General features: G+C 70.9%; 19 protein-coding genes. 13 read left to right on the forward strand and 6 right to left on the reverse strand.

Annotated elements, in window-relative coordinates; translation table 11 throughout:
- Positions 1 to 3 precede the first annotated feature (3 nt).
- A complete protein-coding gene (locus tag AC2YHB_RS01915; RefSeq protein WP_487353353.1) occupies positions 4 to 1,032 on the forward strand; it encodes an Rv3169 family protein in 1,029 nt (342 codons plus the stop codon).
- A 22-nt stretch (positions 1,033 to 1,054) separates the two neighbouring features.
- Positions 1,055 to 1,798, forward strand: coding sequence for an SDR family NAD(P)-dependent oxidoreductase (locus tag AC2YHB_RS01920; RefSeq protein ID WP_487353354.1), 744 nt, complete (start codon positions 1,055 to 1,057; stop codon positions 1,796 to 1,798).
- A gap of 15 nt (positions 1,799 to 1,813) precedes the next feature.
- On the opposite strand, the gene AC2YHB_RS01925 is transcribed toward AC2YHB_RS01920, so the two are convergent.
- Complete coding sequence (locus tag AC2YHB_RS01925) at positions 1,814 to 2,674, reverse strand: alpha/beta fold hydrolase (protein WP_487353355.1); 861 nt, start codon at positions 2,672 to 2,674, stop codon at positions 1,814 to 1,816.
- Positions 2,675 to 2,928: 254 nt separating this feature from the next.
- Between AC2YHB_RS01925 and AC2YHB_RS01930 the strand changes: the two genes are divergently transcribed.
- The 9 genes from AC2YHB_RS01930 to AC2YHB_RS01970 all read left to right on the forward strand — a co-directional run bounded on the left by AC2YHB_RS01930 (position 2,929) and on the right by AC2YHB_RS01970 (position 12,021).
- A complete protein-coding gene (locus tag AC2YHB_RS01930) occupies positions 2,929 to 3,726 on the forward strand; it encodes an SDR family NAD(P)-dependent oxidoreductase (protein WP_487353356.1) in 798 nt (265 codons plus the stop codon).
- Positions 3,719 to 5,620, forward strand: coding sequence for an AMP-binding protein (locus tag AC2YHB_RS01935; protein WP_487353357.1), 1,902 nt, complete (start codon positions 3,719 to 3,721; stop codon positions 5,618 to 5,620). Before AC2YHB_RS01930 ends, AC2YHB_RS01935 begins: the two co-directional genes overlap by 8 nt.
- A gap of 105 nt (positions 5,621 to 5,725) precedes the next feature.
- The gene (locus AC2YHB_RS01940) at positions 5,726 to 6,580 is read left to right on the forward strand and encodes a branched-chain amino acid ABC transporter permease (RefSeq protein ID WP_487353358.1); all 855 of its coding nucleotides are present in this window, start codon (positions 5,726 to 5,728) and stop codon (positions 6,578 to 6,580) included.
- Positions 6,577 to 7,653, forward strand: coding sequence for a branched-chain amino acid ABC transporter permease (locus AC2YHB_RS01945; protein WP_487353359.1), 1,077 nt, complete (start codon positions 6,577 to 6,579; stop codon positions 7,651 to 7,653). Before AC2YHB_RS01940 ends, AC2YHB_RS01945 begins: the two co-directional genes overlap by 4 nt.
- A complete protein-coding gene (locus AC2YHB_RS01950) occupies positions 7,637 to 8,335 on the forward strand; it encodes an ABC transporter ATP-binding protein (RefSeq protein ID WP_487353360.1) in 699 nt (232 codons plus the stop codon). Before AC2YHB_RS01945 ends, AC2YHB_RS01950 begins: the two co-directional genes overlap by 17 nt.
- Positions 8,332 to 9,030, forward strand: coding sequence for an ABC transporter ATP-binding protein (locus tag AC2YHB_RS01955; protein WP_487353361.1), 699 nt, complete (start codon positions 8,332 to 8,334; stop codon positions 9,028 to 9,030). Before AC2YHB_RS01950 ends, AC2YHB_RS01955 begins: the two co-directional genes overlap by 4 nt.
- Before the next feature lie 45 nt (positions 9,031 to 9,075).
- Positions 9,076 to 10,296: an ABC transporter substrate-binding protein gene (locus AC2YHB_RS01960; RefSeq protein WP_487353362.1), complete on the forward strand. Its 1,221-nt coding sequence runs from the start codon at positions 9,076 to 9,078 to the stop codon at positions 10,294 to 10,296.
- 42 nt (positions 10,297 to 10,338) lie between these two features.
- Positions 10,339 to 11,115 carry a FadR/GntR family transcriptional regulator gene (locus AC2YHB_RS01965; protein ID WP_487353363.1) on the forward strand — a complete coding sequence of 259 codons (777 nt, stop codon included), beginning with the start codon at positions 10,339 to 10,341 and terminating at the stop codon, positions 11,113 to 11,115.
- 48 nt (positions 11,116 to 11,163) lie between these two features.
- Entirely contained in the window at positions 11,164 to 12,021 is an 858-nt protein-coding gene (locus AC2YHB_RS01970) for a PaaX family transcriptional regulator (protein ID WP_487353364.1), read from the forward strand.
- A gap of 20 nt (positions 12,022 to 12,041) precedes the next feature.
- Here AC2YHB_RS01970 and AC2YHB_RS01975 read toward each other — a convergent pair whose 3' ends face one another.
- Entirely contained in the window at positions 12,042 to 12,830 is a 789-nt protein-coding gene (locus AC2YHB_RS01975) for an SDR family NAD(P)-dependent oxidoreductase (protein ID WP_487353365.1), read from the reverse strand.
- Positions 12,831 to 12,966: 136 nt separating this feature from the next.
- Here AC2YHB_RS01975 and AC2YHB_RS01980 point away from each other — a divergent pair, with 136 nt between their 5' ends.
- Positions 12,967 to 14,589, forward strand: coding sequence for an AMP-binding protein (locus AC2YHB_RS01980; protein WP_487353366.1), 1,623 nt, complete (start codon positions 12,967 to 12,969; stop codon positions 14,587 to 14,589).
- Between the two features lie 84 nt (positions 14,590 to 14,673).
- On the opposite strand, the gene AC2YHB_RS01985 is transcribed toward AC2YHB_RS01980, so the two are convergent.
- From AC2YHB_RS01985 to AC2YHB_RS01995, 3 genes are read right to left on the reverse strand one after another with little or no spacing between them, the layout of a single operon-like run.
- Positions 14,674 to 15,606 carry an acyl-CoA dehydratase activase gene (locus tag AC2YHB_RS01985; RefSeq protein WP_487353367.1) on the reverse strand — a complete coding sequence of 311 codons (933 nt, stop codon included), beginning with the start codon at positions 15,604 to 15,606 and terminating at the stop codon, positions 14,674 to 14,676.
- Positions 15,603 to 16,949: a 2-hydroxyacyl-CoA dehydratase subunit D gene (locus AC2YHB_RS01990; RefSeq protein WP_487353368.1), complete on the reverse strand. Its 1,347-nt coding sequence runs from the start codon at positions 16,947 to 16,949 to the stop codon at positions 15,603 to 15,605. The genes AC2YHB_RS01985 and AC2YHB_RS01990 overlap by 4 nt, the downstream gene beginning before the upstream one ends.
- Before the next feature lie 22 nt (positions 16,950 to 16,971).
- The gene (locus AC2YHB_RS01995) at positions 16,972 to 18,150 is read right to left on the reverse strand and encodes a 2-hydroxyacyl-CoA dehydratase subunit D (protein WP_487353369.1); all 1,179 of its coding nucleotides are present in this window, start codon (positions 18,148 to 18,150) and stop codon (positions 16,972 to 16,974) included.
- A gap of 69 nt (positions 18,151 to 18,219) precedes the next feature.
- Here AC2YHB_RS01995 and AC2YHB_RS02000 point away from each other — a divergent pair, with 69 nt between their 5' ends.
- Entirely contained in the window at positions 18,220 to 19,311 is a 1,092-nt protein-coding gene (locus AC2YHB_RS02000; protein WP_487353370.1) for an NAD(P)H-dependent flavin oxidoreductase, read from the forward strand.
- Positions 19,312 to 19,369: 58 nt separating this feature from the next.
- Here the strand turns inward: AC2YHB_RS02000 and AC2YHB_RS02005 are convergent, their stop codons facing one another.
- Positions 19,370 to 20,506 carry an acyl-CoA dehydrogenase family protein gene (locus AC2YHB_RS02005; protein WP_487353371.1) on the reverse strand — a complete coding sequence of 379 codons (1,137 nt, stop codon included), beginning with the start codon at positions 20,504 to 20,506 and terminating at the stop codon, positions 19,370 to 19,372.
- Positions 20,507 to 20,513: the final 7 nt, after the last annotated feature.

Here is a 20,513-nt window from a genome sequence, read left to right on the forward strand (position 1 = left end):
TTCATGAGCAACCGCTCCTACGAGAAGTTCCACGACGAGATCATCCGGCCCGAGGAGGCCGTCGGCCTGCCGGATCGGTTCTTCGACCGGTTCGTGTTCAACGTGCACCGCGCGGACGCGACGACGCCGTCGATCCTCTTCGGCCTCGGCCTGCACCCGGTCCGCGACACCATCGACGGCTTCACGATCCTCTCGACGGCGACCGAGCAGCGCAACGTCCGCTACTCGACGGAGCTCTCCGCCACCGCGCCGGGGACCTGCGGTCCCTTCAGCTACGCCGTCCTGGAGCCGAACAAGACCTGGCGGGTCACGCTCGAGGACAACCCGACCGGGCTCACCTTCGACCTGGTCTGGGAAGCGCGGACGCCCGCCTGGTGGGGCGACATCGACGTCACGAACACCTCTGGCGAGACGACCTCCTTCTCCCACCTCTTCCAGTCCGGCTGGGTGTCCGGCACGGTCGCCATCGACGGCGAGGAGCAGAAGGTCGAACGCTGGTACAGCCAGCGCGACCGTTCCCGCGGCGTCCGGACGATGGCCGGCGGCCAGGGCCTCCACATCTGGTACCAGGCGCAGTTCGAGGACCGCTCGGTCGGCTTCCTGCTCGTCGAGTCGCGTGACGGCGGCCGGATCCTGCTCGAGGGCGCGGTCATGCACGAGGACGGCTCGCTCGACGAGATCGTCGACGTACGGCACGCCCTGGTCTTCGACGACCAGCTCGACCTCCGGTCCGGCCGGGTTCAGGTGACCACCGAGTCCGGCGCGGTCTACCCGATCGACACTGACGCGACCGCCGGTGGCGGCTACATGGCGGGCGGCGGGTACGGCGGCCACCACGGCAAGCCGCTCGGTCGCGACCACCTCGAGAGCGACGTCTACCCGCTCGACGGATCGGTCACCCAGCGCACCCTGGACTCCTCGCTGACCGACCGGCTCTGCGAGTTCGACTGGGAGGGGCGGCCCGGCTCGGGGATCTTCGAGTTCGCGCTCACCCGCTCGTCGTCGTACGCCTACCAGCCGACGCTCGGTTGATCCTCGCTGCTTGACTCGTCCCATGGACCTCGGACTCGGCGGCGTCGGCGCCCTGGTGACGGGCGGTGGCCGCGGCATCGGCAAGGCGGTTGCGACCGCCCTGGTGCGCGAGGGCGCGCAGGTGGTGCTGCTGGGCAGGGACGAGGCCACGCTCGACGCGGCGCGCCGGGAGACCGGCGCCCGGGCCGTCGTGGTCGCGGACACGAGTGACGACACCGCAGTTCGCGCCGCCGTCGCCTCGGCCGTCGACGTGCTCGGCCGCCTGGACGTCGTCGTCAACGGGGCGGCACCCCGCGCCGAGCCCGGACAGGCGCCGGGCCTGGCCGGGCTCGACGAGGCGGACCTGCTCCGCAACGTCGACGTGAAGGTGCTGGGCTACCTGAGGGTCGCCCGCGCCGCCGCACCCCACCTGGCCGAGCGCGGCGGCGCGATCGTCAACATCAGCGGCATGAACGCCCGCTCCACCGGCTACATCGCCGGATCGGTCCGCAACATCTCCGTCGTCGCCCTGACCAAGAACCTCGCCGACGAGCTCGGCGCCTCCGGCATCGCCGTCTCCTGCGTCCACCCGGGGCTGACCCTCACCGAGCGGAACGAGGACGACCCGTCGTACGTCGAGACGGCGTCGCGCAACGCCCTTGGTCGCGCCGTGTCGGCGGCTGAGGTCGCCGACCTGGTCGCCTTCCTGGCCTCGCCCCGTGGCCGGCTGCTGAACGGTGCGGTCCTGGCAGCGGACGGTGGCCGGGTCGGGCCGATCTGGGCCTGATGGCGTCCGACTCGATCAGGAGTGCGCGTCGAGCCACGCGACGACGTCGGCGGTGATCTCGTCCCTGTTGGTCTCGTTGAAGATCTCGTGCCGGGCCTCCGGGTAGAGCGTCACCGTGACATCGGTGAGGCCCGCGTCCCGGTAGCGCTGGCCGAGGAGCTCCACCAGCTGTCCGGCGCCCGAGATCGGGTCGGCGACCCCGGAGGTCACCAGGACCGGTAGGTCCTTCCGGATCCCCGCAAGGGCGGCGGGATCGCCCAGTCTCGCTGCCCCGGCGAACAGCTGCGGCACGGCCTCGTCGGGCAGGTCGAACCCACTGAGCGGGTCCGCGACGTAGGCGTCCACCTCGGCCTCGTCGCGGGAGAGCCACTCGTAGCCGGTGCGGTGCTCGAAGCCGGCATTGAAGGCCTCCAGCCCCACTGGTCCCTCGGCCTTGGCGAGCTCGGCCGCGAGGACGTCGAGGGCCGTCGAGCCGGACAGCACCACGCCGTCGTACAGCTCCGAGTGGTCGAGGATGACCGTCTGGGCGGCGAAGGAGCCCATCGAGTGGGCGAGGAGGAAGAGCGGCAGGTCGGGGTACGTCGCGCGGAGCGAGGAGCCGTAGGCCGCGACGTCGGCCACGAGGGCGGCGAAGTCGAAGTGGCCGAGCTGGTCGGGGGAGGTGACCGAGCGGCCGTGGCCGCGGTGGTCGACCGCGTGCACGACGTACCCGGCCGCCGTGAGCGCCCGGGCCAGCCGGTCGTAGCGCAGGCCGTGCTCGGCGATCCCGTGCGCGACCTGGACGACCCCCCGGGGCTCGGCGAGGTCGGTCCCCCATCCGTACGTCGCCAGGACGGTGCCGTCGATCGGGGACGGGAACGGGTCGGTCTGCGGCATGGCTGCTCCTCGGGGGCGGGTTGCCCATGCTGCCACCGCGGGGGCCAGGCGGTCGCGGGTCGTCGTGCCCTCCGGATGGAGAATTCGCCAGTCGCCGAAGTTTTACAGAAATCTGTATCGAGGGTTGATTTTTGTCGAATGTTGGGACTACCTTCCTTCCACGGCGCGGCGTGACTGGGATCACATGGCGTCCGCAAAAGGTCCGAGATTCAACGACAGCGATGTTTCTGAACATTGCGGGACGGGAGAGCACGATGGCGGCGGAGGCAGGTACGGCGATCGGCGAGTTCAGCGGCCAGCGGGTGGTCGTCGCCGGTGGCACCTCGGGAGTCGGGTTGGCGACCGCGATCGCCTACGCCCGTGCGGGGTGCGCCGACCTCGCCGTCATCGGCCGCAACGAGGTCCGCGGCAAGCAGGCGGTCGAGAGCGTCCTGGGCGAGGTGCCCGGAGCGCGGGTCGAGTTCGTGTCCGCCGACCTCAACACCGCGGAGGGCGCGCTGGAGGCGGCGGCGACCGCGCACCGCGTCCTCGGCGGGATCGACGTGCTCGTGTGCTCGACGGTGGCGCCGTACCAGCCGACGTTGCTGCACGACATCGCCATCGAGCAGCTGCGCGACGTGCTGGTCGAGCAGGCCCTGGGTCCGCTCCTCATGACCCGCGCCGTGCTGCCCTTCATGCGTGCCGCCGGCGCGGGCGCGATCGTCAACATCGCGAGCGACGCCGCCAAGGTGCCGACGCCGGGGGAGACCGGCATCGGCGCGGCGATGGCCGCGATCGTCACCTTCTCGCAGACCCTCGCCGTCGAGGCCAAGCGCGACGGCATCCGGGTGAACGTGCTGACGCCTTCGCTGATCGTGAACACCGCGTCGTACGACCGGGCGATGGCGCAGGAGTTCAGCAAGCGGATCTTCGACAAGATCACCAGGCAGGCAGCGCTGGGCCTGACCGAGCCCGAGGACCTGGCCGAGGCCGCCCTGTTCCTCACCTCGCCGCGCTCGCGCCGGATCACCGGCCAGGTGCTCAGTGTGAACGGAGGGATCTCCGTTGCCTGAGGCCGATGTCCGGCTCCGCCGCCTCCGTACTCCGGAGGACGTGGTGACGATCGAGGCCGGTGGGGTCGACGGACTGCTGCCCGGCACGACGATCCTCGACTGCCTCCGGCACGTCGCCGAGGCCGCCCCCGACAAGCCGGCCGTCATCCAGCTCGAGGCGCCGGACTTCCTGGTGCCCGACCGGGTCGTCACCTTCCGCGAGCTGGTGGGCGACATCGAGGCCACGGCCAACCTCTTCCGTGCCGTCGCCGACGGAGGCACGTCCGCCGTCGGCCTGATGCTGCCGATGGTGCCCGAGGGCCTCAGTGCCCTGTGGGCCGCGCAGACGGCCGGCGTCGGCGTCCCGCTCAACCCCTTCCTCGACCTCGAGCCGGTGGCCGCGATCCTGAACGAGACGCGGGCGACGACGCTCGTCACCCTTCGCGAGACCCTCGACGCCAAGGGTGGTGCTGCTGCGCTAAGCGCCCTGGTGCCGTCCCTGGCCGAGGTCCTGTACGTCGACGACGAGGACCCGGAGTCCGACCTCACGGCGCGGGCCGCCGTCCACCGGGGCGGCCTCGCGTTCGTCCCCGACGGCGACCCGTGGCGCGACTCCCTCATCATGCCGACCGGCGGCACCACCGGCGCTCCCAAGCTGGTCCGGATGTCCCAGGCCGGACAGCTCCAGGTGTGCTGGAACGTCGGCGCGCTGATGGGCAACGAGGCCGACGGCGTCACCGCACACGGGATGCCCAACTTCCACTGCGGCGGCACCATCTCCCTCGGGCTGCGCACCGTGCTCTTCGGCGGCACCCTGCTGACCCTGACGCGGGTGGGCTTCCGCTCGCGGGAGGCCGTCACCGCCTTCTGGGACATCGCCCGGCACTACCGCGTGACCTCGCTGCTGGCGACGCCGACGACCGCGCTGGCCCTCCTCCACGGCGACGGCAGCTCGGAGGGGTGCGTCATCCGTGACTTCCACTGCGGCGGAAGCGCCGTCCCGATGGAGCTGGTCCGCGCCTTCCACGAGCGCTTCGGCATCTGGCTCCGGGAGAACTGGGGCATGACCGAGCTGCACGGCACCACCACGGGCCACTTCGACGGCACCCGTCAGCCGCTGGTCGGCTCGGTCGGACGGCCGTTGCCCTTCGTCCGGGTCAAGGCCGTCGAGCTGGACGCCGACGGCGGGTGGTTGCGCGACTGCGCCCCTGGGGAGCGCGGTGTCCTGCTGACGGCCACCCCGACGACGACCGCGGGCTACCTCGACGCGGCCCTCGACCGGGACCTCTTCCCGACCGGCGTGCCGGGCGAGGTGCCGGCGGGGGCCCGTTGGGCCAACACCGGCGACGTCGGCATGGTCGACGAGGACGGCTACGTCTGGGTGTTCGGCCGGTCGAAGGACCTGATCATCCGGGGCGGCCACAACATCGACCCGAAGGAGATCGAGGACGCGCTGATCGCGCACCCCGCGGTGCAGCTGGTCGCGGCGGTCGGTCGCCCCGACCTCGCCAAGGGCGAGCTCCCGGTGGCCTACGTCGAGGCGCGCGCCGGCGCCGTAGCGGACCCGGAGGACCTGCTGGCCCACTGCCGCGAGCACGTCCACGAGCGCGCCGCCGTACCGGTCGAGGTGATCGTGATCGACGAGATGCCGCTGACGCCGGTCGGCAAGATCGCCAAGCCGGTGCTGCGTGCCGATGCCATCACCCGCGTCGTCGGCGCGATCGCGCGGTCCTGCGACCCTGCGGCGACGGTCGCCCTCGACCAGTCCGGTGCCCGGCTCGGCGTCGACGTGACCGTGACCCGCCCGGACGTCGAGGACGAGCTGAGGCGTGCGGTCGCGGGCTTCGAGTTCGCCACCCGGGTGACGGTGGTTCGACCGTCCGCGGCCGCACCTGCCGGGAGTGGCGCCGGCTAGCCCGGGCTCCGTCCCTCCGTCCCTCGCCACCACGGGCCGACCGGTCCGCGGACGGTCCGTCCTACCCATCTCACTTCCCACTCACCAGCCACCACTGGAGGTTCCATGTTCGTCCAGGTGCTGAACGGTCTCGCGTTCGGCGTCCTCCTCCTCGTCCTTTCCTCGGGACTGGCGTTGATCTTCGGGCTCCGCGGCGTCGTCAACTTCGCTCACGGCGCCCTCTACATGCTGGCGGCGTACGTCGCCCTGTCGGTCTCCGAGAGGACGTCCTTCTGGGTCGCGCTGCTGACCGTGCCGGTCCTGCTGGCGGCCGCGGGCCTGCTGGTCGACCGCTACGGCCTGCGCTTCCTCGTCGGCCGGAGTCCCCTCGACATGGTGCTGCTGACCTTCGGGATCACGTTCGTGGTCGCCGACGTCGTGCAGACCGTGTGGGGCACCCAGGCGCGGACGATCGACCCGCCGGAGGTGCTGGCGGGAAGCACGGACCTCGGTTTCGCGACCTACCCGACCTACCGGCTGTTCGTGATCGTGATGGGGCTCCTCGTGTGCGCCGGCCTGATGGCCTGGCTGCGCTTCTCGCGCACCGGGCTGTTCGTCCGGGCCGCCGGCGACGACCGGGTCACCTCGGGGGCGATGGGCATCAACGTCGACCGGGTCAGTGCGACCGTCGTCGCGCTGGGCTTCGGCCTCGCCGGCCTGGCCGGAGTCCTGGCCGGCCCGTACCTCACCCTCTCGCCCGCGATGGGCACGGAGATCCTGATCACCACCTTCATCGTCGTGGTGGTCGGAGGCCTCGGCAGCATCGGCGGCCCCATGGTCGCGGCCCTGCTGATCGGCCTCGCCAACGCGCTCGCCACCGTTCAGGCGCCGACCCTCGCGGCCTACGTGCCGTACCTGCTGATGCTGGTGGTCCTCCTCCTGCGGCCGCAGGGCATCGCCGGAAGGAGGACCGCGCTGTGAGCAACGTCCAGACCGTGGCGGGGACGCTCCGCCACCGCAACCGGTCGGCGCGGTGGCAGGCCGCCGCGTGGGCCGTGCTGGCCGTCGCCGGCCTCGGAGCTCCGTGGGTCATCTCGCTCTACCAGCTCCAGCTCGCGCAACAAGCCGTGGTGATGGGCCTCCTCGCCCTGAGCATCGGGTGGTTGTTGCGGCAGACCGGACAGCTGAGCTTCGGCCACGCGGCGTTCTACGGCATCGCGGGCTACGCGACGTCGTACGTCGCGCAGGAGGCGGACCTGCCGATCGGGCTGACCCTGCTGGCCGGCATCGCCTGCGGCACCGTGGCGGCCCTCGTCGTCGGGCTCGTCACGATCCGGGTGCCCGGCATCGCCTTCGCGATGCTCACGCTCGCGATCGGCATGCTGGTCTGGGTCGCCGGCGGCCAGCTGCACTCGATCACGCGGGGTGCCGACGGCCTCAACGTCCGGCTCGACGGCTCACTGCTCGGCAAGGACGTCGTGATGTACGGCAACCCGGTCGAGGCGTGGCCGCTGGTCTGGGGCGTCCTGATGGCGGTCGTGGCGGGGTTGTGGGCGCTCAGCAGGACCACCTGGGGAAGGCGCCTGGCGTCGATCCGGGACAACGAGGAGCGGATGCGCTTCTCCGGCTACGCGACCTACTGGCCGCGGGTCCTGGCATTCACCGTGTCCGGTGCGGTCGCCGGCGTCGCGGGGACGCTCAACCTCGTCACGACCAGCTTCATCTCGCTCTCGGCCCTGTTCTGGTCGACGTCGGGCATCGCCCTCATCGTCGCGGTGATCGGCGGCGTACGGAGCGTCCTCGGACCGCCCCTCGGTGCGGTGCTCTTCATCCTGCTGCAGAACTACCTCGCAGGCAGTGGCAACCACTACCAAGCCGTCATCGGTCTCGTGTTGATCGTCGTCGTCCTCGTGGCGCCGGGCGGCTGCGTCGAGCTCGTCGAGCGCGGCTACGCAGCCGCGCGCCGATGGCTGCACCGGCGCCGCCCGAAGGAGTCCGGCGTGCCCGTCATCCCCACCCCGACCCGAGGAGGCCGCCGTGCTGCAGCTCGATGACCTGTCCTTCGCCTACGGAAGCGTGAAGGCCGTCAACCAGGTGTCCCTCGACGTCGTCGAAGGATCGATCCACGGCCTGATCGGGCCGAACGGGGCGGGGAAGAGCACCTGCATCGACCTGATCTCGGGCCGCCAGCGACCGACGAGCGGGACGGTCCGCTTCCGGGGCCGTGACATCACCCGGATGGCGGCGCCGCGTCGCCGGCACGCCGGGATCGCCCGGTCGTTCCAGCGGATCAGCGTCTACCCCGACCTCACCGTCGCCGACCAGCTGGACGTCGCGGGTCGACTGGTGAAGGAGCCGGACGTGGATGCGGTCGTGGCGGCGCTGACCCTCGAACCCTGCCTGGCACTCACGCCTTCCGAGATCGGGTACGGCGAGCAGCGTCGTGTCGACATCGCCCTGGCCCTCCTCGGGGCACCCGACCTGGTCCTGCTCGACGAGCCGGCCGCGGGTCTGTCGCGGGAGGAGAGCATCACGCTCGCCGACCACCTCGCGGCCCTGGTGCGCGAGCGGGGGATGACGGTCGTCCTGGTCGAGCACCACCTCGAGGTGGTCTACCGGGTCTGCGACCGGCTGACCGTCCTCGAGCAGGGCGCGGTCATCGCCGACGGCGATCCCCAGGAGGTCCGCCGCGACCCCCGGGTCGTCGAGGCCTACCTCGGCAGGGGTGCGGCATGAGCGCCGTGCTGAAGTTCGACGGCGTCCGGGCCTACTACGACGACGCCCTCATCCTCGACGGCCTCGACTTCGAGGTCGGTGAGGGCGAGTCCTTCGCACTGCTCGGGCCGAACGGCGTGGGAAAGACGACCAGCCTGAACACGATGTTCGGGATCGCCCACCTGCGGGGCGGGGCGATCACGGTCGGTGGCAAGCCGGTGCGCGGTCGCCGGCCGCACGAGGCCGCCGCCCTCGGCGCGGCCCTGGTGCCGCAGGGCCGATGGATCCTCTCGTCGCTGACCGTCGAGGAGAACCTCCTCGTCGGCTCGGCCCCACGCCGCAAAGGCCCGTGGGACCTCGCGTCCGTCTACGCCATGTTCCCCGACCTGGACGAGCGACGTGGGTCGCTCGGCACGCACCTCAGCGGCGGCCAGCAGCAGATGCTCGCCATCGGCCGCGCCCTGATGTCGAACCCGACCGTCCTCCTCCTCGACGAGCCGTCCGAAGGGCTGGCCCCCGTCGTCATCGATCTTCTCGGGGACTGCCTCGCGGGCCTGAAGGCCGCGGGGACGTCGATGCTGCTGATCGAGCAGCGCCTGGACCTCGTCACCCGACTCGCTGACCGGTACGCCGTACTGCTCAAAGGCGAGACGGTCGCCGAGGGCCGCATCGAAGGAACAACGACCGAGACGCTGCGTGAGCTCGTCGGGGTCTGACCCGCTGGAACGGCCGACCCGGCCGACCTTGATTGGAGAAGAAGCATGAAGAACAAGCGAGTCCTCCTCGGCACCGCGCTCAGCGGGCTGATGATCGCGGCCTCGGGTTGCTCGGGGGGAGCAGCCAACAGCACGCAGCAGGACGAGGACGGCCCGATCCGCATCGCGGTCGTGACGCCGGAGTCGGGGCCCTACGCGGCCTACGGCGAGGAGCAACGCAAGGGCATCCAGTTCGCCGCGGACGAGGCGAACGCCGACGGCGGCATCGACGGGCACATGATCGAGCTCGAGTTCGCCGACGACCTCGGCACGCCCGAGGGAGCCCTCGCAGCCGCCCAGCGGCTGGTGCAGGAGAAGAACGCCCGCTTCGTCATCGGCATGGTGTCCTCGCCCGAGATGGCGGCCGTCACGCCGAAGCTGGAGGCCTGGGACGCCCTGATGATCGGCACCCAGGGCCAGAGCGACGACCTGACCGGCAAGTCGTGCAGCGCGCGCTACTTCAGGGTCACTGCCAACGACAGCGCCGGCGTCAACACCCTCGCCTACTGGCTCACGAAGGAGGACGAGCCCCAGTGGGACAGCATCGCCGCCGACTACTCGTTCGGCCAGGCGAGCACCGCCGGAGTCGAGAAGACGCTCGATGCCGATGGGAGCAAGCTGGGGGCGAAGCTGTTCTCGCCGCTCGGCACGACCGACTTCGGCAGCTACCTGAGCCAGCTGAGCGGCAAGGGCGGACTGGTCGTCTCCCTCGCCGGCGGTGACGCGATCAACTTCCTGAAGCAGGCGCTCCAGTTCGGCGTGCTGCAGAAGTACGACAAGGTGCTGGTCAACACGGGCCTGTCGTCGACGACGCTCGCTGCGCTCAAGGACGAGCGGCTGGTCGGAGCGCTGGGCACGAACTCCTGGATCCCGACCGCTGACAACCCCGGCACCAAGGCCTTCGTCGAGGCGTACACGGCCGAGACCGGCGAGGCGCCGACGGAGAACATCGGCAACGGCTACCTCGGCATGCAGGCGATCTTCGCCGGTGTCGAGGAGGCGGGCAGCATCGTGCCCGGTGACGTTGCGAAGGCGCTCGAGGGACTGACCTTCGACTCCATCCAGGGCGAGGTGACCCTCCGTGCGGAGGACCACCAGATCGAGGCGCCGACGTATGTGGGAACGGTCGAGAAGACAGGCGACGGGTCTCTCCAGCTGGTCGCCACGGCCGCGATCCCGGCTTCGGAGAACAACCCCGGGGCCAATCCGGCCTGCAGCCTCGACTGACCGCGGGCCAGGACCGGTGACGCGCGGACGGAGGTGGTACGGATGAGCAGCGCCGCAGGCGATCGTCCACCTCCGTCCGGAGCCGATCCTGCCTTCCTCGGCCCGCTCCACGTGCCGAAGGCGAGCGACGTGCTGGCTGAGGACATCGCCTCGAGGATCAGCAGCGGTGAGCTGGCCGAAGGCGACCTCCTGCCGCCCGAACGGGCCCTGGTGGTGCAGACCGGGTTGAGCCGGACCTCGGTGCGCGAGGCGCTCCGCGTGCTCGAGGTGCGCGGCTTCCTCGCGATCCGGGCCGGACGTGGAGGGGGTGCCGTCGTACGACGGCCGACCGGCCACCTGCTCGCCGACTCCGTGCGCATGGTCGTGCGCGGGACGGACGTGTCCCTGGCGGCGCTGCTGCAGACCCGGGCGACGGTCGAGCCGCCGTGCGCAGGGCTGGCGGCAGTCCGTCGTACGCCGGCGGGGTTGCGGCAGTTGGAGGACTGCGACCGCCTGATGTCCGAGGCGAGCGAAGTGAGCAGCTTCCTGCGGGTGAACGTCGACTGGCACATGACGGTGGCCAGGGAGTCGGGCAACGAGCTGCTGTCCGGCTTGATGGAGGCGTTGGCCGAGCTGATCTACGACTCGACCGGGTATGTCGGCAACGTCGACCACCGGGTGCGCGTGGAGACCTGTCGTGCCCACCAGGCGATCACGGCGGCCGTGCGGTCCGGCGACCGCGCGCTGGCCCGGTGGCGGATGGAGCGTCACGTCGAGGCCTACGTCGCCGGGATCGGCGATGGAGCCCTGCTCGACTGGACCGGGCGAGCCGCGCCGTGAGGTGGACCCTGTGCGGTCCGGGTGGCCGCGGCTGATTCCATGTGTCCCATGGCCGATGCACTGGTACTGCCGAGCCAGCGGGGTGAGCAGCCCCTGCTGCCGCCGCCGAGCGCACGCTCCCTGCTGCTGACGATCGCCGGCGAGATGCTGCCGGACCGGCCCGAGGGTGCCTGGACGACAGCCCTGCTCCGCGTCCTCGGCGGCCTCGGCATCGAGGACCATGCGGGCCGCCAGGTGCTGGCCCGCTCCGCCGCCGCCGGGTGGCTGGACCGCGAGCGCGTCGGCCGCTCCGTGCGCTGGCAGCTGGCCGGTCACGGCCAGGAGCTGGTTGCCGAGGGCGTCCGGCGCTCGGAGACCTACCTCGCCGCCGACGAACCGTGGGACGGCCGCTGGCTGTTCCTGTTCGTGAGCGTCCCGCAGCAGCAGCGGACGACCCGCAAGCGCCTGTACGGCGGCCTGGACTGGCTCGGCATGGGCAACCCGACTCCCGGCCTGTGGGTCAGCCCGCACAACGAGCGGGTGCCCGAGCTCCAGCGGCTCGTCACCGACCTGGGCCTGCAGGACACCGCGGTCGCGGTCGCTGGACCGACTGCCGGGGTCGGTCTCAGCGACGCCGAGCTCGTCGAGCGCTCGTGGGACCTGACCGAGCTCGCCGGCCAGTACCGGCAGTTCATCGACCAGGTGTCAGGCGCTCCGGAGCCCGGCGGCCCGGACGGGATCCTGCTCAGCTACCTCGACCTGCTGAACCTGCAGCAGCGGTTCATGCGCAAGGACCCGCAGCTGCCATCGGCGCTGCTCCCCGAGTGGGTGGGACGTGAGGCGGCCGCACTGCTGCGGGACCGCCGGCGGGCGTGGGCCCGCAGAGCCCACGCCCGCTTCTGGCAGATCGTCGACGAGTCCGCCTGAGCGGTGGACCCCTCTGCCGGTCAGGCGATCGAGACGCCGCCGTTGACGCTGATGGTCTGGCCGGTCACCCGCGCTGCCGAGGGGCCACCCAAGAAGACCGCCATCGCCGCGAGATCGGCCGGCTCGGCGACGCCGAGGTGCGCCTGGCCGGCCGCCTTCTCGAAGAGCTTCTTGCTGAAGCCGTCGCTCAGGACGTTGGCAGCCGTCGCTGTTCCGGCGATCAAGGATGGGGTCAGCACGTTGACGCGGACGCCGTTGCGCTTGGCCTCCAGCGCCGCGACCCGGCTGTAGACGACGATCGCCGCCATCGCGGCCCCGAGCGCGGCCTCGCCGGGGGTCGGCACCTTCGCAGCGTCCGAGGCGATGTTCACGATGCTGCCTCCGCCTTGTTCCTGCAGGTAGGGCAGCACGGTGCGGGTGAGCAGCATCGGGGGGATCGCCTGGCCGACGAGGATGCGCTCGATGTCTGCCGGGTCGGTGCGGTGCAGGAGCTCGGGGCGGTACGCCGTCGTCGTGGAGCTCACCAGCACGTCGAGGCCGCCCATGCGCTCATGGGCGGCGCCGACCGCGTCGACGACCTGGTCCAGCGCCCCGGCGTCGCAGGGGAGGAACTCCACCTGGGCCTCGGGGCAGTGGTCGGCCACCTGCTGCCGGGCGGCTGCGCCGCGCTCGACGTTGCGGCCCAGCAGGGCGATTCGGCGGACACCCGCGTCGGCAAAGGCTTGCGCTGTCGCCAGCCCCACGCCGGAGGTCCCTCCGGCGATCAGGACGGCCGAGTCGGCGTACGAGCGGACGAGCGGGACGGTCATGGGAGCCTCCTGTTGATTTCTACAAGTATGGGCACCGAGTGCCCTTGATTGTCGAGCATTATGGTCCTACCTTTTGGGTGATGCGGGTCACAGGTGGGTGACCGGCGAGGATACGACCAACCCACAGGAGCAGACGATGCTGAAGACCTCCCACTGGCCGGCCGAGACCGGCGACGTGCGCGCGGTCACCGTGTGCGAGGTGCTGCGCCACGCAGCCGCGACGGTGCCGGACCGGGTGGCGCTGGTCGACTGCGTCGCGGAGCCGGAGCTCCGGCGCAGCTGGACGTACGCCGAGCTCGTCGCGGATGCCGAGCGAGCCGCGCGTGCGCTCCTGCAGCGCTACGGGCGCGGCGACCGGATCGCGGTGTGGGCCCCGAACAGCGCCGACTGGATCGTGCTCCAGCACGGCGTCGCGATGGCCGGGATGGTGCTGGTGGCGCTCAACCCGGCGTACCGGACCCGCGAGATGGCGTTCGTGCTGCGCCAGTCGGGGGCGGTCGCCGTGTTCTGCGTCGACGACCACCGCGGCTTCGAGATGCGCTCGATGGTCGAGGGCATCCGCGGAGAGCTCCCCGAGCTGCGCGACGTGCACTCCTTCGACGCCTGGCCGGCCTTCCTCGAGAGCGCCGATCCGGGCGCGCCGCTGCCCGAGATCGACCCGGAGGAGATGATCCAGGTCCAGTACACCTCGGGCACCACGGGCTTCCCCAAGGGCGCGATGCTGCACCACATGGGCCTGGTCAACGAGGCCACCTTCGTCGCCGAGCGGGCCGCGTTCGAGGACGGCGACGTCTACGTCAATGCGATGCCGATGTACCACATCGGCGGCGGGGCAGTGACCTCCTTCGGCGCCTGGGCCAAGCGTGGCACCTTCGTGCTCCTGCCCGGCTTCGACCCGGGCCAGCTGCTCGAGGCGGTCGAGACGTACGGCGGCACGCACTCCCTCGTGGTGCCGACGATGCTGATCGCACTCCTCGACCATCCCGATGCGGCGACGCGCGACCTCAGCTCCTTCAAGACGGTGCTCAGTGGTGCCGCGTCGGTCCCGGCGGCGCTCGTCCGGCGCACCATCTCCCAGCTGGGCTGCCAGTTCACCATCCTGTTCGGCCAGACCGAGACCCACGGCGTGATCAGCCAGACCCGGGTGACGGACGCCCCCGAGGACCAGGCCGACACCGTGGGCCAGCCGCTGCCGCAGCTCGAGGTCAAGATCGCCGACCCGGCGACAGGAGAGGCGTTGCCGATCGGTGAGCCCGGCGAGATCTGCGTCCGCGGCTACCAGAACATGCGTGGTTACTACGACATGCCGGGCGAGACCGAGATGACGATCGACGCCGACGGCTGGCTGCACATGGGCGACATCGGCGCGATGGACGAGCGCGGGTTCCTGCGCGTCACCGGCCGGGCCAAGGACATGATCGTCCGGGGTGGGATGAACCTCTACCCGGCGGAGATCGAGGCGGTCCTTCTCGACCATCCCGCCATCGAGACCGCAGCCGTCATCGGTGTTCCGGACGAGAAGTGGGGCGAGCAGGTGGGCGCCGTCCTGTGCGTGCGGGCCGGCCACGACCGGCCCACGGTCGCTGAGCTGACCGCCTTCGTCCGCGAGCAGATCGCACCGCACAAGGCACCGACCTACTGGTCGTTCATCGAGGCGTTGCCCATGACGCCGACGGGCAAGATCCAGAAGTTCGTGCTGCGTGACCGGCTCGACGCCGGTGACCTCACCTTCGACGAGGTGCGCGGGGCCACGGTCTGACCTTCGCCCCTACAGGCGGACGCCCGCCCCTCGGTCGAGGGACGGGCGTCCGCCTGCGGTGCGTCGGGCGGCTGTGGGCCCGAGTCAGCCGCCCAGGCGCACCGGCAGGCCCAAGTCGATCGCGTGGGTGCCGGTGAGGCTGCCGTCGCAGGTGCCGCAGGAATGCGGCTCGCTCGGGCGGGGGAACAGCTGGTCGGCCCCGGCGACGTCGTCCACGACCGTGCGACCGCGGTGGTCAGCGTCCCGCGCGAGGAGGGCGGCGCCGTAGGCCCCGGTGATCTGCGGGTGCTCCGGGACGAGGACCTCGGTGTCGAGTGCACGCGCGAGAAACGCGACGGCGGCAGGATTCTGCGCCACACCGCCGGTGAGGACGACGGGCGTGTGGCGCCCCACCTGGGCGACCAGGGCCAGCGTCCGTGCGGCGATCGCGCGGTGGACGGACGAGGCGATGTCCGCGACCGGTGCGTCCTGGGCCAGCAGGGAGACGATCTCGGTCTCGGCGAAGGTCGCGCACATCGTGGAGATCTCGAGGTCGTTGCTGCCGCTGAGTGCCAGGGCGCCGAGCTCCTCGAGGGGGACGTCGACCGCGGTCGCGAGCACCTCGTAGAAGCGGCCGGTGCCGCTGGCGCAGCGGTCGTTCATCGCGAACTCCTGGACCAGGCCGTCGTCGTCGACGGTGATCGCCTTGGAGTCCTGGCCACCGATGTCGATGACGAGGCGGCAACCCGGCACCATCGCCGACGTCCCCCGCGCGTGACAGGTGATCTCGGTGAACGTCCGCTGGGCGCCCGGGACCAGGCGCCGGCCGTAGCCGGTCGACACCGTGCCGCGCAGGTCGTCGGTCGTGATCCCCGCCTCGGCCAGCGCGGCGTCGACCGCGCGCTGCATGCCGGCACGGGAGACGGCGCCCATGGCGATGGTGCTCGCCGAGACGATCGCGCCGTCGCCGCCGACCACGACGGCCTTCGCCGTCGTCGAACCGAGGTCGACGCCGAGGTAGCGGCCGTCGTGGGTCACGATGCCTGCGCCCGCTTGACGTCGATGGCCTCCAGCATCGCGGCGAGCCGACTCTCCAGGATCTCCTCCTTGTAGAAGGACGCGTCGGCGACGTCGCCCTCGAAGAAGATCGACGGGATGCCGAGGTTGTTCTGCGCGGAGCGCGCGAGGAGGCGCTGGGGGCCGGTGAAGGCACGGCAGGTGCGGGTCGAGTGGAAGACGATGCCGTCCACGTCGTACTCCTCGCAGTCGCGCAGCGTGAGGTAGTCGAGCGTCTTCGTGCCGTGGTTGGTCGGGCACAGCAGGTAGTGCTGGGCCATGCCGAGCAGCGGGTCGTCGGTGTTGATCAGCTGCGGCTCCTGCCAGAAGGCATTGGTGATGTAGCGCCCTGCCATCACGGCCACTCCGTGCTCGGCGAACTTGCGCGAGAGGAAGCCCAGCTTGTTCCAGTTCATGATGCCGTCGAAGTAGAGGCGGTAGCGCTCGTTCTCGATGCCGGTGATGCCGTGGTCGATCCGGTGCTGGATCTCGTCGCGGACCGACTGGAAGTAGTCGACCAGCTCCTGGTTGCCCGGCAGGAAGTTGATCGGGGCGATGGCCGAGATCCAGTCCCAGAACGTCGCCGGGGCGGGCTTGGCCTTGCACAGCTCGAGGCCCTCGCGGCGCAGCTCGGCGGCGCGCTTGATATGGGTCATCGACTCACGCAGGAGGTCCCAGTCGAAGGCGTTGCCCGACTTCTCCTCGAGCCACGCGATGAGGTCGACCAGCTGGTCGCGGACGTAGCGCGATGCGGACTCCCACTCCTCGCCCTTCAGGTAGCCGGCGTCGGGCTTGTTGCCCCACAGGAAGGGGTGGGAGATGTTGAAGATCGGCACCTCCTTGTCGAACACCCGGTAGGAGATCTCGTCCCACTGCTGGCCGGTGCTGCAGCCGGCGTAGTTGTTGACGAAGAAGTCGGGCGCGGGCAGGCGCGCGGCCAGCTCGGCCTGGTCGTGCGCGCCCACCACGCCGGTGTTCGCGCCCTCGTCACCCTGGACGGTCAGGACCGCGCAGCCGAGGTGGGTGCGGGAGTACGAGCAGAGCTCGGCGTTGTAGCCGTACTCCGCGCCCGCCAGCTGGGCGGGGCCCTCCAGCTGCTGGGCGGCGAGGCGGGCGGCGAACGCCTCGCCGTGGCACCAAGCCAGGCCAGCGGCCTGGAAGATCGGGTTCAAGGCGCCGCCGTTGTACCAGACGATCTGCTTGCCCCGCTCCCGCGCGGTGAACAGGTCGTCCCAGTACTCCGCGACCATGCGGTTGCCGTGGCGGGTCGCCGTGAGCCGGTTCGTCCGGTCGGTGGGGGCGGCGGTGGGGATGGTGATGGTCATGGTGTCTCCTCGCGTGGTCGGATCAGGCGTACGCCGGACGGGTGCGGTGGGTGCGCTCCACGAGCGCCTCCAGCCGGGTCCGGAACGACTCGAGCGGAATGCCCTCGTGCTCGGTCTCGATGAGCAGCTGGGGGATGCCGGCAGCATCGAGGGCGCGCCGCAGCTCGGGGTAATAGAGCATGTGCGGCTCGCAGAACTTCGGCATCAGGTGGACGACGGCCTCAGCGCCGCTGCGCCGGGCGGCGTCCAGGAGCCACTGGTCCCAGTCGACGTCGTGCTGGACGCGGGTGGGGCACGGCAGCGTGACGTTGCGGCCGGCGTACCACCGGGCGACGGCCTCGAACGGGGGCAGGGACTCGTCCATATCGGTCTGCAGGTAGCGACGACCGGTCCACAGGTCGTCGTCGACGACGATGGCGCCCACCTCCTCGAGCACCTCGAGCAGCTCGCGCCGCGGTGCATGGCACAAGTGGCCGGAGAGGTGGATCCGGATGCGGTCGTCGCGAGTGCGCGGCGCGCGGTCCTCGACGACCGCGGACAGCAGACGGTGGTGCTCGTCGGGGTCCATCACCTGGGCGGAGGCGACGATGTCCTGCAGCTCGACCGGGCTGAACGAGGCGTTGCCCGCGGCCCGGCCGTCGAAGACCTCACGGATCAGGGCTCGATCACGGTTGAAGGAGCCGATGCTCGCGGTGAGCTGCTCCTCGGTGATGCGCACGTCGGCGAACGTCTCCACCTCGCGGCGCAGCGTCGTCACCATCTCGGCGATCTTCGCCTCGGCCCCGATGTCGCTGAGCGAGCTGATCAGCTGGCCGAGGAAGACCGTCGTGCTCGGCTGCAGCTCCCGCACGATGTCCGAGGCACCCAGGAGCTGGATGCAGTGGTCGGCCACGAACAGCCCGTCGTACAGGTCGAAGCGGCCCGTCGCGGCCTGGTCGGCGAGGTTGCGGGTGAAGCCGCAGTAGAACTCGGGCAGGAAGGCGCGGCCCTCGGTGACGGGCTGCTGGTCGTCGGCGACGATCACCGGCAGCACGCCGGCCGCGTGCGCGAGCTCTCGCGGGAAGTTCATCGGCAGCACCCCGAGGACCTGGCGGCCCGGGTGCGCCTCCCTCCAGCCCCGGACGTAGGAGCGCGGGTCGCGGGCGATCGAGCGCAGGGCGTCGAGCGACTCCTCGCCGCGGGCGGTCTCCGGCAGGTTCATGGCGGCTTCCACTCTTCTAAGGTTTGACGGATCTAGTCATTCAGACATCTAGACTGTATAACATCGAGCATGAACAGTGAAGCCCTGGAAAGTGCCGGAGCCCGCGCAGACGCCGCTCCGATCAGCAACCGCTGGACCCGTCTCGTCGGTGTCCGTCACCCGATCGTGCAGGAGGGCCTCGGTCCCTTCCGGACTCCGCGACTGGCGGCCGCCGTCTCCAACGCCGGCGGCCTGGGGACCGTCTCGATGCCGGGCATGCCCGAGGACATCGACAGCGGCGCGCGAACCTTCCGCGAGCACATCGAGGAGTGCGCCGCGCTCACGGACCGCCCGTTCGCGGTGAACATCCCGGTGGGTGTCGACGCGGCAGGGAAGGTCCTGCCGTTCACCGATGTCTACATCCGGATGGTGCTGGACCTGCGCCGCGCGGACAGCGAGATCGCCCGCCGGCTGACGGTGATGACGACCTCCGCGGGCTTCCCCGGCGACTACGTCGGCATGATCAAGGACGCCGGCATGGTCCACCAGCACAAGGTCGGTGCCACTCGCCAGGCGGTGAAGGCGGCCGAGGCCGGTGTCGACGTGGTGCTCGCCGCGGGCTTCGAGATGGGCGGCCACGCCCCGGCGGCCAAGGTCCACACCTACGTACTCGTGCCGAGCGTGACCGAGGCGGTCGACGTACCGGTGCTGCTGACCGGCGGCGCTCGCGACGGCCGCGGGCTCGCCGCCGCCCTGGCCATGGGCGCCGACGGCGTCGCGATGGGCACGCGCTTCATCACCAGTCGCGACAACAGCGACTGGCACCCGGCCTACGTCCAGGCCCTGCTCGACGCGACCGAGGGCGACGACGTCGCCTTCGACGGGGTCTACGGGCCCTGCCGCGGCCTGCGCAACGCGGCGTCCGAGCAGCTGCTCGCCCACGACGCGTCGGACCTGCCCTCCGATCCGGTCGAGATGGTGCGCTGGAAGATCGAGTCGATGCAGCGGGCCCAGACCACGGGCGACACCACGGACAGCCTGGTGATGACCGGGCAGGTCGCCTCGGCGATCAACGAGCTCGTCGACGTGGCGGAGTTCGTCCCGCGGATGGCTCGCGAGGCGGCGGACGTCCTGAAGGACCTCGCGCGTCAGCTCGACGGTGCCCTGGCGGGCGCGGTCTGAGAGGGCCGAACGCCTCCCCGCAGGAGCGGGGAGGCGTTCGGTTCTCGATGGTGTCGAGTCAGAAGATCGACTTGGCGATGATCTCGCGCTGGATCTCGTTGGTGCCGCCGAAGATCGGCGGGGCCAAGGCTCGGCGCACCTGGAACTCCATGCCGTACTCCCGGGCGTATCCGGCGCCGCCCATCAGCTGCATGGCCTCGAGGGCGGTGTTCTTCGCGACCTCGGTTGCACGCATCTTGGCCATCGCGGATTCGCGGGCCAGGTCGTCCTCGCGGCCGTCGTCGATCGCCTGGGCGACGTCGTAGATGAAGGAGCGGGTCACCGCGATGTCGGTCGCGAGGTCGGCGACCCGGTGGCGCAGCGCCTGGAACGTGCTGGTCGGCTGGCCGAAGGCGTCGCGCTGCTGCATGTAGGCGATGGCGTCCTCGAGCGAGCGCCGTGCGGCACCGATGCTGAAGGCGGCAATGATCATCCGCTCGACGCTGAGGCCGCGCATCAGGTGCTTCCAGCCCTGGCGGGCCTCGCCCACCACGGCGGACACGGGGACTCGCGCCTGCGTGAAGAAGACGTCGTTGCAGGTCCGCGCCTCCATGGTGCGGACCTCGCGCATCTCGATGCCCGGGGTGTCGGTCGGCACCATCAGGAGGGTGAGGCCTTCGTGCTTCGAGCCCGACGCGTCCTCGCGCACCAGCACGAGCATGTGCTGGGCGATGTGGGCGACCGAGATCCAGGTCTTCTGGCCGTCGATGACGTACTCGTCGCCGTCGCGGACACCCTTCGTCCGTACGGCGCCCAGGTCGGAGCCGGTGCCGGGCTCGGACAGGGCGATCGCCTCGGTCCGTCCCGACACCAGGTTGGAGACGATGGTCTTCTTCTGCTCCTCGTTGCCCCACTTCAGGTAGGTCTGGGCGGCGGTGAGCCCGGTCGTGTAGGCAAGGAGGCCGGGCGTCAAGCCGCGGTGCGCCTCCTCGATGAACACGCACTCGTCGACGAAGCCGGCACCGCCGCCGCCGTACTCCTCCGGCAGCGAGACGCCGAGCCAGCCGAGGTCGGCCATCTTGTCGAGAACCACCTGGCTCGTGGCGACCGTGTCGTTCTCGGTCAGCGCGTCCCACTGGGCCGACGTGCCGTACTCACGCTGGCAGAAGGCCTCGATCGCGCTCGCGAACTCGCGGCGCTCGGCGTCCAGCTGCATCGATGGA

The sequence above is a fragment of the Nocardioides sp. SRI_004 genome, from assembly GCF_057586415.1.

Coding starts and splice junctions, on each gene's coding strand:
- AC2YHB_RS01915 (WP_487353353.1), top strand. CDS start 4: ATGAGCAACCGCTCCTACGAGAAGTTCCACGACGAGATCATCCGGCCC.
- AC2YHB_RS01920 (WP_487353354.1), top strand. CDS start 1,055: ATGGACCTCGGACTCGGCGGCGTCGGCGCCCTGGTGACGGGCGGTGGC.
- AC2YHB_RS01925 (WP_487353355.1), bottom strand. CDS start 2,674: ATGCCGCAGACCGACCCGTTCCCGTCCCCGATCGACGGCACCGTCCTG.
- AC2YHB_RS01930 (WP_487353356.1), top strand. CDS start 2,929: ATGGCGGCGGAGGCAGGTACGGCGATCGGCGAGTTCAGCGGCCAGCGG.
- AC2YHB_RS01940 (WP_487353358.1), top strand. CDS start 5,726: ATGTTCGTCCAGGTGCTGAACGGTCTCGCGTTCGGCGTCCTCCTCCTC.
- AC2YHB_RS01955 (WP_487353361.1), top strand. CDS start 8,332: ATGAGCGCCGTGCTGAAGTTCGACGGCGTCCGGGCCTACTACGACGAC.
- AC2YHB_RS01960 (WP_487353362.1), top strand. CDS start 9,076: ATGAAGAACAAGCGAGTCCTCCTCGGCACCGCGCTCAGCGGGCTGATG.
- AC2YHB_RS01965 (WP_487353363.1), top strand. CDS start 10,339: ATGAGCAGCGCCGCAGGCGATCGTCCACCTCCGTCCGGAGCCGATCCT.
- AC2YHB_RS01970 (WP_487353364.1), top strand. CDS start 11,164: ATGGCCGATGCACTGGTACTGCCGAGCCAGCGGGGTGAGCAGCCCCTG.
- AC2YHB_RS01975 (WP_487353365.1), bottom strand. CDS start 12,830: ATGACCGTCCCGCTCGTCCGCTCGTACGCCGACTCGGCCGTCCTGATC.
- AC2YHB_RS01980 (WP_487353366.1), top strand. CDS start 12,967: ATGCTGAAGACCTCCCACTGGCCGGCCGAGACCGGCGACGTGCGCGCG.
- AC2YHB_RS01990 (WP_487353368.1), bottom strand. CDS start 16,949: ATGACCATCACCATCCCCACCGCCGCCCCCACCGACCGGACGAACCGG.
- AC2YHB_RS01995 (WP_487353369.1), bottom strand. CDS start 18,150: ATGAACCTGCCGGAGACCGCCCGCGGCGAGGAGTCGCTCGACGCCCTG.
- AC2YHB_RS02000 (WP_487353370.1), top strand. CDS start 18,220: ATGAACAGTGAAGCCCTGGAAAGTGCCGGAGCCCGCGCAGACGCCGCT.
- AC2YHB_RS02005 (WP_487353371.1), bottom strand. CDS start 20,506: ATGCAGCTGGACGCCGAGCGCCGCGAGTTCGCGAGCGCGATCGAGGCC.